15 protein-coding genes are annotated in these 14,377 nt (G+C 43.1%); 5 read left to right on the forward strand and 10 right to left on the reverse strand.

Going from position 1 to position 14,377, the window contains the following annotated elements:
* The first annotated feature begins 32 nt into the window (after window positions 1-32).
* Together BLQ81_RS20390 and BLQ81_RS20395 are read left to right on the forward strand one after the other, a co-directional pair.
* Entirely contained in the window at window positions 33-233 is a 201-nt protein-coding gene (locus BLQ81_RS20390) for a hypothetical protein (RefSeq protein ID WP_092728614.1), read from the forward strand.
* A gap of 300 nt (window positions 234-533) precedes the next feature.
* Entirely contained in the window at window positions 534-1,934 is a 1,401-nt protein-coding gene (locus BLQ81_RS20395; RefSeq protein ID WP_092734485.1) for a sugar porter family MFS transporter, read from the forward strand.
* Window positions 1,935-2,012: 78 nt separating this feature from the next.
* Here the strand turns inward: BLQ81_RS20395 and BLQ81_RS20400 are convergent, their stop codons facing one another.
* Window positions 2,013-2,474: a TSUP family transporter gene (locus BLQ81_RS20400; protein WP_092734488.1), complete on the reverse strand. Its 462-nt coding sequence runs from the start codon at window positions 2,472-2,474 to the stop codon at window positions 2,013-2,015.
* Window positions 2,475-2,645: 171 nt separating this feature from the next.
* Between BLQ81_RS20400 and BLQ81_RS20405 the strand changes: the two genes are divergently transcribed.
* Window positions 2,646-3,998 carry a transglutaminase-like domain-containing protein gene (locus tag BLQ81_RS20405; protein ID WP_092734491.1) on the forward strand — a complete coding sequence of 451 codons (1,353 nt, stop codon included), beginning with the start codon at window positions 2,646-2,648 and terminating at the stop codon, window positions 3,996-3,998.
* A 76-nt stretch (window positions 3,999-4,074) separates the two neighbouring features.
* On the opposite strand, the gene BLQ81_RS20410 is transcribed toward BLQ81_RS20405, so the two are convergent.
* The 6 genes from BLQ81_RS20410 to tamL are packed head-to-tail and all read right to left on the reverse strand — an operon-like array spanning window position 4,075 to window position 10,141.
* Entirely contained in the window at window positions 4,075-4,290 is a 216-nt protein-coding gene (locus BLQ81_RS20410; RefSeq protein ID WP_092734494.1) for a hypothetical protein, read from the reverse strand.
* A gap of 52 nt (window positions 4,291-4,342) precedes the next feature.
* Window positions 4,343-5,581 carry an MFS transporter gene (locus BLQ81_RS20415; protein WP_245693332.1) on the reverse strand — a complete coding sequence of 413 codons (1,239 nt, stop codon included), beginning with the start codon at window positions 5,579-5,581 and terminating at the stop codon, window positions 4,343-4,345.
* 52 nt (window positions 5,582-5,633) lie between these two features.
* On the reverse strand, window positions 5,634-6,218 hold the full coding sequence (locus tag BLQ81_RS20420; protein WP_092734497.1) for a Crp/Fnr family transcriptional regulator: 585 nt from the start codon (window positions 6,216-6,218) through the stop codon (window positions 5,634-5,636).
* 14 nt (window positions 6,219-6,232) lie between these two features.
* Window positions 6,233-6,808, reverse strand: a complete 576-nt coding sequence (locus BLQ81_RS20425; RefSeq protein WP_092734500.1) for a phosphatase PAP2 family protein — start codon at window positions 6,806-6,808, stop codon at window positions 6,233-6,235.
* Window positions 6,808-7,716, reverse strand: coding sequence for an oxygen-dependent coproporphyrinogen oxidase (hemF, locus tag BLQ81_RS20430; RefSeq protein ID WP_092734503.1), 909 nt, complete (start codon window positions 7,714-7,716; stop codon window positions 6,808-6,810). The genes BLQ81_RS20425 and hemF overlap by 1 nt, the downstream gene beginning before the upstream one ends.
* A gap of 7 nt (window positions 7,717-7,723) precedes the next feature.
* Window positions 7,724-10,141 carry a translocation and assembly module lipoprotein TamL gene (gene tamL, locus BLQ81_RS20435; RefSeq protein ID WP_092734549.1) on the reverse strand — a complete coding sequence of 806 codons (2,418 nt, stop codon included), beginning with the start codon at window positions 10,139-10,141 and terminating at the stop codon, window positions 7,724-7,726.
* Window positions 10,142-10,160: 19 nt separating this feature from the next.
* Here tamL and BLQ81_RS22410 point away from each other — a divergent pair, with 19 nt between their 5' ends.
* Together BLQ81_RS22410 and BLQ81_RS22415 are read left to right on the forward strand one after the other, a co-directional pair.
* Window positions 10,161-10,910 carry a TrmH family RNA methyltransferase gene (locus tag BLQ81_RS22410; RefSeq protein ID WP_175454300.1) on the forward strand — a complete coding sequence of 250 codons (750 nt, stop codon included), beginning with the start codon at window positions 10,161-10,163 and terminating at the stop codon, window positions 10,908-10,910.
* Complete coding sequence (locus BLQ81_RS22415; protein ID WP_175454299.1) at window positions 10,907-11,905, forward strand: bile acid:sodium symporter family protein; 999 nt, start codon at window positions 10,907-10,909, stop codon at window positions 11,903-11,905. Before BLQ81_RS22410 ends, BLQ81_RS22415 begins: the two co-directional genes overlap by 4 nt.
* 112 nt (window positions 11,906-12,017) lie before the next feature.
* Here the strand turns inward: BLQ81_RS22415 and BLQ81_RS20445 are convergent, their stop codons facing one another.
* From BLQ81_RS20445 to BLQ81_RS20455, 3 genes are all read right to left on the reverse strand, one after another.
* Complete coding sequence (locus tag BLQ81_RS20445) at window positions 12,018-12,278, reverse strand: acyl-CoA-binding protein (RefSeq protein ID WP_092734506.1); 261 nt, start codon at window positions 12,276-12,278, stop codon at window positions 12,018-12,020.
* A gap of 121 nt (window positions 12,279-12,399) precedes the next feature.
* Window positions 12,400-13,686 (reverse strand): citrate synthase, encoded by a 1,287-nt coding sequence (locus BLQ81_RS20450; protein WP_092734509.1) that lies wholly within the window; start codon window positions 13,684-13,686, stop codon window positions 12,400-12,402.
* A 249-nt stretch (window positions 13,687-13,935) separates the two neighbouring features.
* Complete coding sequence (locus BLQ81_RS20455; RefSeq protein WP_092734512.1) at window positions 13,936-14,358, reverse strand: BrxA/BrxB family bacilliredoxin; 423 nt, start codon at window positions 14,356-14,358, stop codon at window positions 13,936-13,938.
* Between the last annotated feature and the right edge of the window lie 19 nt (window positions 14,359-14,377).

Below are 14,377 nucleotides of genomic sequence, written 5' to 3' on the forward strand. Positions count from 1 at the left end.
AGTAAATATACTATTATAAAATCATAAAAAATATGGGCTATAAAGTTAAAATTCAAAGAGTTGAAAGAGGAAAAACCAGTTCCTATTATATCAATTTTCCTGCGGCTCTGGCAGAGTCTTGTGATATAGAAAAAGCAGAAGAATTGGAATGGGAGATAGAGGACAGGAATACCTTTGTTTTGAAAAGGGTAATTAAAAAAGAATCATTTCTGAAGAAGAAGGCTAAAAAATAAGAGAGGAACTATCTCTCTAATAGGGGTATAAGCCTTAAGTTAACGCCAATGCCTTTCAGGGTTGTCGTCCACCACCTTAATCCTCAATACCCTAGGTTTCACCTAGGGCTATTCAAAAGTTTGACCACTTCGTGGTCATGATTCAGTACCCAGCTAAAGCTGGAGGCAAATCACCATCATCTCATTGCATAAAATTCCCAAAGCAGGATTGCTTCCTTCAGAATTTCAGGTATTTTTTGGGATCCAATTTCAATCCTTATCCGTGGTCGGTGCCCTCACCGACCACTTCACCTATCTCCTATGGCACCTAACTATCCTTACAACCAAACCTACATCTGGCTGATAAGCATGACAGCGGCCTTGGGCGGATTTTTATTTGGATATGATTGGGTAGTGATCGGAGGTGCCAAACCTTTCTACGAACCGTTTTTCAACATCACATCCGTTGCCGATCAAGGTTGGGGGACGAGTTCGGCTCTGGTAGGATGTATGGTTGGGGCAATACTTTGTATCCTGTTGAGCGACAAACTCGGCCGAAAGCGCCTGTTGATTTTCTCCGGTTTTCTGTTTTCACTTTCAGCAATCGGGACAGCCTTAGCTGATACCTTCTGGTGGTTCAACTGCTACCGAATTTTGGGAGGAATTGCGATGGGTATCGCGCTGAATCTTTCTCCACTTTACATTTCCGAACTGGCTCCACCCGAGAAGCGGGGTCGCTTGGTGACGATCAACCAATTCCTCGTCATGATTGGTGTTTTGCTCGCACAGATCGCCAACTGGCAGATATCCTTATTGGATACAGCGTTGGCTGAAGATGCGGATTTCACTGCCATCGCTGCAAGTTGGAGTGGGCAGGAGGGCTGGCGCTGGATGTTTGGGGCAGAATTAGTGCCTGCTTTGCTTTTCTTTATCCTGATGTTTTTTGTGCCTGAAAGTACCCGCTGGTTGATAAAAAATAAGCAGCAGGAGAAAGCGGTGGAAGTTCTGACAAAAATCGGAGGGAAGGAGTATGCCAAAGACTCGCTGTACGAAACACTGTCAACTCTCAAGGAAGAAGATTTGGGTGCTGTCAATTTCAGGGAATTGCTTCAAAGGAACGTTTTGAAGCTTTTGGGAATCGGGATTTTTCTTGCATTTCTGCAACAATGGAGCGGTATCAATGTGGTCATCTACTATGCCGCTGATATTTTCACAGCTGCGGGATTTACACTGAAGCAAATGATGCTCAATATTGTAGTGATCGGAGGAGTGATGGTAGCTTCGATTTTTGTAACCTTTGCCACGGTGGATAGGTACGGGAGGAAATCGATTCTGCTGGTTTGCCTTGCGGCGATGACTCTGCTGTATACGGGATTGGGCTATTCGTTTTATGCAGATTTGGGCGGTACTTCCGTGGTGGTCTTGGTCCTGTTGAATGTGATGTTTTATTCCATTTCTTTGGCCCCCTTGCTTTGGGTATTGCTGTCGGAGATTTTCCCGAACCGAATCCGGGGAGCGGCTATTTCCATCGGAGCATTGGCCCACTGGGTCGGGAATTTTACATTGACTTACTCTTTCCCTGCCATCAAGGAGAACTTGGGTTGGGCCAATAATTTCTGGTTGTACGGGGTGATCTGTGCCGTAGGATTTATGGTGATCTGGTGGATTTTACCCGAAACTAAGGGGAAGACGCTGGAGGAATTGGAAAAGGACTTGGCTTGAACTGATGATGGAGGAGGGAGTTGATTTATTAAACAAGAAGGATTGAGATGGTTTTGTAAAAAGTCAAATCAGCACTAGTTAGATCCAGCCTGCCCCCAAGGCAATTGAAATCAGAATCAGGAGTATGGCAATGAATTGTTGAAGGAATTTCAGGGTGACTTTTTTCAGGAGTTTATTACCCAAAAAAGCTCCCAAAATGGCGGAGAATTTAGCGATTGCCACAAGTGGTAAATTATCGATCAGTCCTGATTCCAAAAACCGGGTGGAATAGACTGCCAGTCTGGAAAAGTCAATGAGGGTACCGATAACCACTGAGGTGCCAAGAAATGAAGAAAAGATTGCCGGAATCCCAAATCGGATCAAGATTGACTTATCAGCATCTCTCCCTACCAGAAAGAGCTTAAAAATATTGTTGAAGAAATGGACTACACCGGTCAGCGCAATTGCCAGATCAATCGGGAAAAAGATGACGAATACGGGGGTAAGAATTGTACCCAATCCAAAGCCCGAAAAGAAGGTGAGGATGGGTTTAGTTTTCATTTCCCCTTATTTCTCCCAAACCTTTTTTCTAGTTGGCCACCGTCTTGGTCGGAATTCCTACACGCCGTGGTTGGTGTCCGTACCAACCACTTCCCTTTTCTCTTATACTGATAAAGAAAAGCCTTTTATCATCAATTGACTTTTTATCTTTGAAACTGAATCCAAAAATGTATGATTAATAAGCACTTGAATTGGTTATTGGCTAGCTGTATTGGCGCTTTGTTCTTTTCCTGCCAGACTGAAGCCAAAAAAGAAGAGACAGCAATCCCCCAAAAAAAAGTCTCCATTGCTGAGATCGAGCTGGGGATCAAGGATTTCATCGCCGCCAAAACAGCCGAAAGCAACGGAATTTTTCCTGTAAAAGATGAAAACCATGATCTCAAAATGAAATTGGTCCGGGTGCATACTGAGTACCTTTCCAATCTTGGTCCCAAGCGCCACTTTGCCTGTGTAGACTTGGTCGATGAGAGTGGGGATGTGTATGATGTGGACTTTTTTATGGAAGGGGAACCAGAGAAAATGACCGTCACTGAGACCACCGTTCATAAATTGAACGGAAAACCTTTTTACAGTTGGAAGCAGAATAAAGAAGATAAAACCTGGTATCGCGTGCCCTTAGAACAATCAAACAACAGCCTCCTTGGAGTAGTGGAAGGGAAAGATTCCTTCGAATTTTATTACTCAGTACAGGTTCCTGCCTTGACAGGTCCGGCAAAAATGTGGATTCCAATTGCAGAGTCGGATGACTTTCAGGAAGTGAAGGTTTTGGAGATGAAGGTTGCGGGTAAATCAAAAAACCTCGATGAAAAAGTGAATGACAACACCATCCTTTACCTGGAATTGGGTCCGGAGGACAGTGGGAAGTCTATTGAGATTAGCTATGCTGTCAATCGAAAGGAAAAAGGGCCTTATGAGGGAATTACTCCAGATCCCAAGGTTTACTTGGCTTCCAATATTTTGATGCCAAAAGGAGGTCGCTTTGAAGAGATTGCCAAGGAAGCCTTGGGTCCAAAAATCAGGGATAGTCATTTGATTCAAGCTCGTGCCCTTTACGATTACATTATCGACAACATGCGCTACATGAAGTTTGGGGATTTTGGTCGTGGGGATTCCAACTATGCCTGTGATACAAAGACCGGTAATTGCACTGAATTCCATTCCTTCTTTATTTCCTTGGCACGTTCGGTTGATATTCCGTCCCGATTTGCAATCGGCGCATCCATTCCCTCTGACCGAAACGAAGGCGGTATTGACGGGTATCATTGCTGGGCAGAATTTTATGCCGATGGCAAGTGGTGGCCGGTGGACATCAGCGAAGCCAATAAATACACCGCTTTGGCAACTTATTATTTTGGGAGACATCCTGCCAACCGCATCGAATTGAGTCGTGGCCGTGACTTGCAAGTCAGTCCCGGTCCCGCATCAGGGCCGATTAACTTTCTGGCATATCCTTATTTGGAAATCGACGGAAAAGAAGTGAAGGCTCAATCCACTTTTAGTTTTCAGCGAAAGGCTGATTCTTAATCGCTAGCTGGAATGGACCTAAAAAAAAGAAAGGCTGCCAATTGGTAGCCTTTCTTTTTTAGGAGGTTGTTCGATTTTAGTTACTGGTGCTATCGGCAGGATGCTCCGTGCTGTCAGCAGGATGCTCCGTGCTGTCAGCAGGATGTTCTCCTCCTTCTGCCGGGTGTTCACCTTCAGTTTGTTCGACAGTCACTTCGGCACCGTCTTTTTTGCCACCACATGAAGTGAAGGCAAATGAAGCTACAAATCCAAGTGCCAAGGCAAGGGTAAGAATTGATTTTACTTTTTTCATTTCCGATTGAGTTTTAGGGTTGGTTTTTTTTAACTGTTTGTAATTTAAGGAATTAATTTAATCGATTTTCGAATTTGATTTTTTTAGGCATTCTGAATTGAATGACCAGAGAGGATCCAATGGTAATCAAACCTATTGCTCCAATCGCAATAGGTATACCAAATAGATCCGCTGTAATGCCGGATAAAATCGCTCCAATCGCATATCCCAAATCCCTCCAAAGGCGAAAGGTGCCGATGCTTTCTGCGCGTTGATAGGGATGAGTGGCTTCGGCAATAGCAGCTAGAAATGTCGGATAGACAACCGCAGTGCCAATTCCCAAGCTCACAGAAACCAGTAAAAGCATGGGGTAGGATTCGACTAGCGCGAGGAAAAGGATCGCAATTCCCTGTACAAGCATTCCCCAGAAGAGCAGGATTTTCTTTGGGAAAATATCAGCCATTTTCCCGGTGAAGAGTTGACTAATCCCCCAAACTGTAGGATAAATTGCGGCAATAAGTCCCACTTCTTCCAACTCAAATCTAAGCGACATCAGTAATATAGGAAGCAATCCCCATATCATACCGTCATTCAGGTTATTGACCAAACCTGCTTGAGTGATAGAACTTAAGGTTTTGTTTCGGAAAGTGGTCTCCCAAAATATCCCCTTGGTCGAAACCTGGGCGTGACCTTTAGATTCCATTTCCACATGTTTCCGGGTGTCTTTGACGAGGAAAATTGTAAGCAAAAGCCCCATGATTGCAATGAGTTCTCCCAAGAGAAACGGATAGGGGCGGATACCATACTTTTGGGCAAGGAAGCCACTGATAAAGGCAAATATGCCTACTGCAAAATAGCCTGCAAATTCATTCATTCCCATGGCAAATCCACGGTCTTTTTCGCCGACTAAATCGATTTTCATTACTACCGTACTGCTCCAAGTCAGTCCCTGACTGATTCCGAGAAGGACGTTTGATGCGATTACCCAATTCCAGCTGCCTGTGAATGCCAAAAAAAGCGGAACTGGCAAAGCTAAAATCCAGCCCAGAATAAGTAAGTTTTTCCGTCCAAATTGATTGGCGAGCTTTCCGGAGAAGTAGTTGGCAGCGGATTTACTTATTCCGAAAGCGGTGATAAAAGAAAGGATCGCTATTTTGGATTCAAGGCCAAAAATCTCAGTGGCAAATTGAGGAAAAATGGCACGTTCCAAGCCTATCATTGCACCCACAAAGGCATTGATGACCACCAAAATGGAAAATTGCTTCCAGTTTTGGCGTAATCCTAAAACAACTTGAGGGGCTGGATTTTTCACAGGACAAAGGTCCTGCCGTCAAATTCCTTATCCTTTTACAAATGTTAAATAATCAACGGATTGAGGCTCTTATTCTGGAAAGGCTCACTTGGGTGATGCCCAGATAAGATGCAATATGCTTTAATGGAATCTGTTGGATGAGGTTCGGTTTTTCGCTGAACAGAAGCGCATACCTTTCCTCTGCAGCATGAAATTGGATGGCTTCCATTCGAAGAACCGTAGCAACGTAAGCCTGCTCTATGATTTTTCGAAATAATCGTTCGATTTCCGGTTTGGTATCAAAAAGTTCAAAAAGAGCCTCAGATGGAATACCAATAAAGACTGTATTTTCCAGTGCCTGAATCGCTTTTTTACTTGGCTTTCCGGTAAAAAGACTTTCAGCCCTAATTATTAGATCATTTTCAAAGGCGAAATATTCTGTGACTTCATTACCGTCTTTGAGATAATATATCCTCGCCAATCCTTCCTTGACAAAGTAAATCGTTCGGCATTTTTGCCCGATTTCCTGTAGATTCTGATTTTTTCGGATAGAAATTAAGGAACAGAGCCCCACTATCGAATCTATAGCTTCCGGGGAAAGGGATTGGATTTTTTGCAGAAAATTTAAAAAGCCATCTAATTCTGTCTTGTTGACCATGGAGTTCCGTTGGATTATTTCAATTCATGTCTGATCAATTCCCGCTTGACAAAGACAATAAGGAACCAAGATATCCAGGCTACGGCAGTTCCAATGGCAGCACCCAATAGAATGTCAAATGGGTAATGAACTCCAAGATATATGCGCGTATAGCTGACGACTATGGCATATAAATAGAGCCAGCGCAATTGTTTTGTTTTTCCTTTCAGTTTCCTGTTTAGAAAAACAGCAAGTCCAAATGTATTGGCAGCATGTGAGGAAACGAATCCATACAATCCTCCACAGCGCCCGTAATTGTGCATTAGCCCTTCCCATCGAGGGTCGTGACAAGGCCTCAAGCGTTCCATAAGAGGTTTTAGGAATCCGGAGGTGAATTGATCAGCAGCCAATATCGTCAGCGCCACTCCACCTAATATCCACCAGGCATTGGGGCGGTCGAGTTTGAATATCACAAAAATCAATAAGGCAAAAAGGGGAATCCAGGTGATAGTTTCAGTCATCTGAAATACGATCGGATCCAGCCAATCCGTATGAAAAGAATTGAGCCAAAGAAATAATTCTTCATCCCATTTTTTAAGTGTCTCGATCATTAGTCAAAAGTTAACCAATCGATGTCTTTTTTCAGATGATTCAGGGTGAATTCCTCCGCACTTCCGGCTTTGGGTTCATGCATATAGGTCCATTCGGCTTGGGGGGGCATACTCATCAGGATACTTTCGGTGCGGCCATTGGTGTCAAGCCCAAATTTAGTGCCTGCATCCCAGACCAAATTGAATTCGACATACCTTCCTCTACGGAGGTTTTGCCAGGCTTTTTCGGCAGGGCCAAAGGGGATTTTGGAGTTTTTCTGCATGAAATAAGTATAGACTCGAGGAAATAGCCTGCCTATTTCCAGACTGAAGTCAAGGATTTGCTGGAAGTGATCATCAGATTTGGCACTAAGTCGATCGTAAAAGATCCCACCGATGCCTCGGGTTTCGTTTCGGTGTTGGACGAAGAAATAATCATCAGCCCAAGCTTTGAATTTGGAATAGTAATCCTGATCAAACTGATCACATACTTTTTTTACTTCCTGATGGAAATATTTTGCGTCCTGAGGATCTAGGTAATGAGGCGTCAGGTCGATGCCTCCACCAAACCAATGTGCTCCATTTTCCATTTCAAAATACCGAATGTTCATGTGAATAATCGGGACCATCGGACTGAATGGGTGTAAGACGATCGAAACTCCGGTTGCAAAAAAATCTGCTTTTTCCAACCCTAATTTTTGAAGGATTTTTTCAGGAGTAGGCCCGTGGACAGCTGAAAAAGCCACTCCTCCTTTTTCGATGATCGCACCATTTTGAAAAATCCGCGTTCTTCCGCCTCCACCATCTTCCCGTTCCCAGCGGTCCTCTATAAATTTCCCCTTTCCATCGCCCAGTTCCAATCCTGCGCAGATGTGGTCTTGCATTTGGCTGTAGATTTCAGCGATTTCGGCTTTTGTTTTTCTGCTCATTCTTCTGTTAAAAAGGATATCCTATTCCAAAATTAAGTACTGTTTGTCCCCGGACACCAAAAGGTCGCCGGAAATTGACATTGTCAAAGACCCAACGTTCTCCCAAAGGTTTGGCGGGGTCAATGGCTTTGGTAGCAAGATCGAGTCGAATGATCAAAAATTCAAAATCCATTCTCAATCCAAGACCCGTACCCACGGCCAATTCTTTGTAAAAACGATCGTATCGAAAGTCTGCACCTGGTCGGGCAGCATCATAGCCGATCATCCAGCTGTTTCCGGCATCTATGAAAAGTGCCATGTCAAAGTAACCAAACAGATTTCTACGATACTCCAGCATTGTTTCAAGGATCATTTCTGCCGGTTGCTCGTTGGTGTAGTCATATTCTCCACCTTTCCCTGTTGTGGGAGACGAACTTCCAGGCCCCAATCTTCGGGCTTGCCAAGCCCGAATACTAGTCCCACCTCCTGCGAAGAAATATTTTTCATAGGGTAATATCCCTGCGCTTACTCCATATGGACTAGCCCATCCTAAATTAAACCGATAAGCAAAAGTCTGTTTTTTGTTTACAGGGTAATACCTTCGGAAATCCACTTGGGCTTTTAGCCATTGGAAATTTGCAAATTCAATCCCGGGCTCACTGTTGCTTTTGGATTCCAAAAAATTCAAAGTGGTACCACCGCTTTCAGCAAACAGTCGAAGGAGTGAAGCCTTATTGGATTTGAAGTTTCCGTACTTGTTGAAATTAATGATGGTCTGACCAGATAAGCTGCTGATAAAAGAAGGCAGGAAAGACCAAATAAGGTTGTTTCCATTGTCCTGAAGGGTTGTAAGTATATTTAAAAATTCCTGCTGGATTTTTGGAGTCCGGATGTAGCTGAGGTCGGCTGCATTGAATGTGTAAAGTATCCGATTATTAGAAGTGGCCCAAGTATAGGAAAGTAGTCCGTTGACCGAATTTCGGGTGTATTCTGGACGGTTGGTATAGTTGTAACTCAGTCTAACTCGGGTATTAGGGTTGTATCTGCCAAATTTTTGAAGAGAATTCGGGGCAAAAGGGATTAGAAATCTGGGAAAGATCAAGGTCACTCCACCACTGAGTTCGGAGCTTTGGTAGACTCCTTGGTCTGTCGCAGAAGCCACTCCTTCGAGTCCTGCCCGGAAGTTGAATTCCAAAATCTCTCCTGCCCGAAAGAAATTCCTGTTTCGCAGCCCAGTACTGAAGAAGGGTCCGGGTAACTGTTCCGTGATTGTGATACCCACCTGATTGGTGAGCTGGTATTTTTGATTAGGCTGGGTAAAAATATTGGCAGTCAGTGAAGTGCCTACTGTGTCAAAGGAAATATTAACAAATCGAAAAAGGTCCAAGTTGCTGAGCTGACGCTGAGTTTCAATGGCTGAAGTCCTATTATAAGCCTGTCCGTTCCTGAAAAAAATCCTTGAGGCCAGTACATTCGCAGAGTACCTGTCCTGAAAGAACGAAAAGTTTATATCCCTATATTTCTGTCTGATCCGTCTATCTGCAAATTCATTGGTCGGAGGATTGATGGTGAATGTGATCGAATCAATGGTGTAAACTTCATGAATATCCGAGAAGGTAGGTTTTTGGATTACCTGCTCAAGCTTGATTGTTTTTGCTGCGGTGTCTTTATAGGCGATGTAATTGATGTAGGACTTAGAAAACATGTAATACCCATTATTTTTCAGCAGTTCCTCTATTCGATTTCGTTCTCCGGTAATATTGTCCTGATTGTAGTTGTCTCCCTTTTTGAGGAGAGAATTCTTGGTCGTTGAGTTGAGTAGATTGATGATCCCCGGGTGATCCGATCGGGTATAAATGGAGTCAAGTATGTATGGGCTTTTCTCGTTGATCAGGTAATTGACGAATGCTTTCTTATTTTTGGTTTCAACTTCAAAATCAACGGAGGACTCAAAAAAACCTTGATTTGCGAGGTAACCCTTGAGATTATTGACGGTCGTCTCCGTCTCGGCAGAGTCCAAAATTACCAAAGGATTTCCAGTTCGCATCAATGCATTTCCAAACTCGATTTTCTTGTTCAGGCTTTCGATTCTGGATCCCAATTTTTCTGCTCGCTTCCGCAATTTTTTATTATTCGGAAGGGTGTCTAAGGAAAGTCTTATTGCCGAAAGCTCTGCTCTTGCCTCCTCCCGGTTAGTGACAATTTTTGCGCTATCGTAGAAATTTTTTCCGATTCGATAGATAGTGACTCCGGGGGAAGTACCCAGAAATCGGGTATTTGGCTCTTGTTCAAGTAGCCCATACAGGACTTCCTTGTCAGATTTTTCTATTCCTTCGATCTCTGATTCATAGACGGCATATTGCCCATCTTTGAGATCTTTGGTGAATGAGCAACTTAAGCATATCCCAAGAAGCGCTATAAAAAGTATATATTTGGAGGATTTCAAATCGGAATATGCTGAAGGAATGCTGAGCAAAAATACAGTTAAGTTTATTAAATCCTTACATCAAAAAAAATACCGAACAGAGAATGGACAGTTCTTTGTTGAAGGTGAAAAAAGTGTTTTGGAAGTTCTTCTTTCTGATTTTTTGATTGAGCTGCTCTTGACTACAGAGTCTTTTGAGAAAAAGCATGCGGAAGTGCTCAAATCCTTTTCAGGTCAACTGATACAAGTTACGCAAAATCAATTGGAGCAATTGGGTCAGTATCAGTCCAATGATTCAGCCCTTGCTGTAGTAAACATGAAAGCAAACACTGCTTTTGAACCCAAAACATCCGATTTAATTATTGCTTTGGACGATGTCCGTGATCCGGGAAACCTCGGGACAATCATCAGGGTGGCAGATTGGTATGGGATCAATAAGCTGGTGTTTTCTCCCCATACTGCGGAATTTTATAATCCAAAAGTCATACAGGCTACGATGGGCTCCTTCACACGAATTCAGTTTTTTTACGGAAATCTGGAGGAAGTTCTGGACCGCTGGAACTTACCTGTCTATGGGGCATTTTTGAACGGATCAAATATTCATCAGATGGCAAAACCTGAGCAGGGGATTCTTCTCATGGGAAATGAAGCCAATGGGATTTCAGCAGAACTGGAGAAAAAAGTAACTCAAAAGGTGACAATCCCCGGATTTGGACAGGCCGAATCGCTCAATGTGGCCATTGCCACAGCGATTCTTTGTGATAATTTCAAACGGCTGATGAGCACATGATTGCCAAATTGATTCAAACCCTTCAGCGAGTGGGGATCAACGGATTTTTATTGGGGCTTTTTGTAGCCATCGGATTGGCGGCACTCTTGCCCGAGCTGGGGTCCGAGGAATACGGACTTCCCTGGAAACCGGTCATCAACATTGGAATTGCCTTCGTTTTCTTTTTTTATGGAGTAAAACTGGATCCAAAGCAGCTTTTATCAGGGCTGTCCAACTGGAGGCTCCATCTCCTTATTCAGCTATCGACCTTTTTGATTTTCCCGTTGATTGTTTTTTTGCTGCTGCAAATTATGCCTTGGGTTGATCCGGATTTCAGATTGGGGATCACCTATCTTTCAGTTTTACCTTCCACAGTCAGTGCTTCAGTGGTGATGGTTTCGATAGCAGGAGGAAATTTGCCCGCCGCTATTTTCAATGCAAGTATTTCCAGCCTTCTAGGGGTAATTCTGACTCCCGCTTGGATGGGGATTTTAGGAGCAGGGGCAGACGGTGAAATTGATTTTTGGGCAAGCCTAGGAGAGCTGACGCTTAAAGTTATTCTTCCTGTATTCCTTGGAATTTTGGCTCATGGTTGGCTATTTCCAAGGATTAAATCCGCTTTGCCAAAACTTAAGTATGTAGATCAGCTTGTGATTATGATTATTGTATTCACTTCCTTTTCCGAGTCATTTTCACAAAGGCTGTTTTCGGCCTATCGGATTTCCGAGCTGCTGATCATTGCGGCTACGATGCTTGGGATTTTTATATTGATCTGGGTAATTCTTGAAGTGATTTCAAAGATTTTGGGATTTTCCATGCAGGACAGGATAACCACCCTTTTTTGTGGTTCCAAAAAATCTCTTGTACACGGTGTAGTCATCGGAAAAGTAATCTTCCCAGATGCGGCGGTGCTTGGTTTGGTTCTGCTTCCGCTGATGCTATATCACATTCAGCAGTTGATCTTGGGAAGTATTTTTGCGGGATACTTTGGGAGAAAAAAAGAGGCTGTCTCATAAGTACCGATTGTCACATTGAGCATGGTCGAAATGTGGCCTAATTTACTGGAAATGGCCTTCGACTCCGCTCAGGCTGACACCGAGAAGCCTTTTGAGACAGCCTCCCTGATGATCAAATGTATTTTTCGGCTATTTTTTCAACCAATTCCAAATAGAGTGCTGTTGCCTCAGATTTGCTTTTCCCTTTAAAGCCTAACCAACTGTTATATTTTGCTGCAGCTTTAAAGTCAAATCCACCAGGTCTTTCCGATACGTTATCTCCTTCTGTAGCTTGTTTGTACAATCCATAGAGTTTTAACAATTCTTCATTACTTGGCTTTGAAGTAAATTTTTGAGTTAGTGCTATTGCCTCCTCGAATGTAGTTGGTTTCATAGAAAACTGGTTTAGTCAGTTTGAGTTTTCAAAATTGATACTTTAAAGTCGATTAAGAGCTATTTTGAATAAAAAAAGCCATCTGGTAGGACGGCATTTTGATATTTGTCAAATCGATTGGTTAGCGCTTATTCATGCTTACATAGTCGCGTTCGTTTGCGCCTACATACACTTGTCTCGGACGACCGATAGGCTCGTTGTTTTCACGCATTTCTTTCCACTGAGCAATCCAGCCTGGAAGTCGGCCCAATGCAAACATCACCGTAAACATGTCCGTTGGTATTCCCAATGCTCGGTAGATAATACCGGAATAGAAATCCACGTTTGGATAAAGTTTTCTGTCAATAAAGTATTGATCATTTAATGCGGCATGTTCCAGTTCTTTTGCGATTTGCAAAATTGGGTCTTTAACGCCCAATTTGGCCAATACGTCATCTGCGGCTTTTTTGATGATTTTTGCTCTTGGATCGAAGTTCTTATAAACCCGATGTCCAAAACCCATTAGTCGGAAAGGGTCATTTTTATCCTTTGCTTTGTCTAAGTACTTTTTAGCATCTCCACCGTCAGCTTTGATTGCTTCGAGCATCTCGATTACCGATTGGTTGGCACCACCGTGTAAAGGTCCCCAGAGGGCATTGATTCCTGCAGAGATGGAAGCATAGATGGAAGCTTGGGAAGAACCAACTATTCGAACGGTAGATGTAGAGCAGTTTTGCTCATGATCAGCGTGCAAGATTAGAAGTTTGTCTAATGCAGATGCCACAATTGGGTCCACTTCAAACTTTTCAGCAGGAAGTGCAAACATCATTTTCAGGAAATTCGAGCAATAGTCCAAGGTGTTGTCCGGATAATTAACCGGATGCCCCATTTCGTTTTTGTAAGCCCAAGCCGCAAAAGTTGGCATTTTGGCCAACAATCTGATGATGCTCAAATCCACTTCTTCTTTACTTCGGTTAGCATGCAATGAATCAGGGTAGAAGGCAGTCAAAGAACATATCAAGGATGACAAAACTCCCATCGGGTGTGCATTGGAAGGGAAACCTTCTAGGATTTTTTTGATGTCTTCATGCACTAGGGTGTGGTGCGTGATATCTTCATTGAATTTTTCGTACTCAGCTTGAGTAGGAAGCTCACCATTAATTAAAAGATAGGCTACTTCGAGGAAGGTTGATTTTTCGGCAAGATCTTCAATTCGATAGCCTCTGTACCGGAGGATGCCTTCTTCACCATCCAAAAAAGTAATGGCACTTTTGGTTGCTCCCGTATTTTTATAGCCGGGATCGAGGGTGACCAATCCCGTTGCATCACGGAGTTTTCCTATTTCAATTGCACTTTCGTTTTCAGTACCTGTAATTACAGGGAATTCGTATTCTTGTCCATTGTAGGACAATTTGGCGGAATCAGACATATAGCGTTTTTGGATTACTTTTATTGGAAAACATTAAAAGATGCCCTTAAGATAGTAAAAGGGAATCTTTTTCAAGGTCTTAATTATATAGGATGGCAAAATTATATTGCGAAAGCGATTTCGGATATTTTCCGAATCGCAAGTTCACCAAACTAAGTCACAATTTTAATTGAATTTTTGAAAGATTATTGTATCCAAATTAGTTTTGGCAATTTAAAAAAGAAAAAGCCCCGAAGGGCTAAATTTTCTTTAATCACAGAAATGTTCGAATACTTCCACCAAGTGGTCGCCAATTATCTTTGCATTTCTGCCTTCGATATGGTGACGCTCGATGAAGTGGACTAATTCGCCATCTTTAAACAAGGCCATAGCCGGTGATGAAGGTGGATAGGGAAGAACCAATTCACGGAATTTCTCAACTGCTTCCCGGTCATTGCCTGCAAAAACTGTTGCCAGAGTTGTGGGTTTCTTTTCAGCTTGTTCGACAGCATAACGCACGCCTGGTCTGGCGGCTCCTGCTGCACATCCGCAGACGGAATTGACCACCACCAATGTGGTGCCTTTATGATTGGGACCCAAGTGCTCAGCCACTTGTGCTGCGGTTCTGAATTCTTGAAATCCAACGTTTGAAAGTTCTGCCCTCATGGGAGCAATTAGCTCTTCAGGATACATATTGTTCTGTTTTTAATTG

Origin of the sequence: Algoriphagus alkaliphilus, assembly GCF_900103735.1 — a bacterium.
GTDB classification, from domain to species: domain Bacteria; phylum Bacteroidota; class Bacteroidia; order Cytophagales; family Cyclobacteriaceae; genus Algoriphagus; species Algoriphagus alkaliphilus.

Excerpts from the sequence above, each read along its gene's own strand:
- BLQ81_RS20445 (WP_092734506.1), bottom strand. The coding sequence starts at position 12,278 with ATGAAACCAACTACATTCGAGGAGGCAATAGCACTAACTCAAAAATTT.
- hemF (WP_092734503.1), bottom strand. The coding sequence starts at position 7,716 with ATGAGCAGAAAAACAAAAGCCGAAATCGCTGAAATCTACAGCCAAATG.
- BLQ81_RS20405 (WP_092734491.1), top strand. The coding sequence starts at position 2,646 with ATGATTAATAAGCACTTGAATTGGTTATTGGCTAGCTGTATTGGCGCT.
- BLQ81_RS20410 (WP_092734494.1), bottom strand. The coding sequence starts at position 4,290 with ATGAAAAAAGTAAAATCAATTCTTACCCTTGCCTTGGCACTTGGATTT.
- BLQ81_RS20450 (WP_092734509.1), bottom strand. The coding sequence starts at position 13,686 with ATGTCTGATTCCGCCAAATTGTCCTACAATGGACAAGAATACGAATTC.
- BLQ81_RS22410 (WP_175454300.1), top strand. The coding sequence starts at position 10,161 with ATGCTGAGCAAAAATACAGTTAAGTTTATTAAATCCTTACATCAAAAA.
- BLQ81_RS20455 (WP_092734512.1), bottom strand. The coding sequence starts at position 14,358 with ATGTATCCTGAAGAGCTAATTGCTCCCATGAGGGCAGAACTTTCAAAC.
- BLQ81_RS22415 (WP_175454299.1), top strand. The coding sequence starts at position 10,907 with ATGATTGCCAAATTGATTCAAACCCTTCAGCGAGTGGGGATCAACGGA.
- BLQ81_RS20420 (WP_092734497.1), bottom strand. The coding sequence starts at position 6,218 with ATGGTCAACAAGACAGAATTAGATGGCTTTTTAAATTTTCTGCAAAAA.
- BLQ81_RS20425 (WP_092734500.1), bottom strand. The coding sequence starts at position 6,808 with ATGATCGAGACACTTAAAAAATGGGATGAAGAATTATTTCTTTGGCTC.
- BLQ81_RS20400 (WP_092734488.1), bottom strand. The coding sequence starts at position 2,474 with ATGAAAACTAAACCCATCCTCACCTTCTTTTCGGGCTTTGGATTGGGT.
- BLQ81_RS20395 (WP_092734485.1), top strand. The coding sequence starts at position 534 with ATGGCACCTAACTATCCTTACAACCAAACCTACATCTGGCTGATAAGC.
- BLQ81_RS20390 (WP_092728614.1), top strand. The coding sequence starts at position 33 with ATGGGCTATAAAGTTAAAATTCAAAGAGTTGAAAGAGGAAAAACCAGT.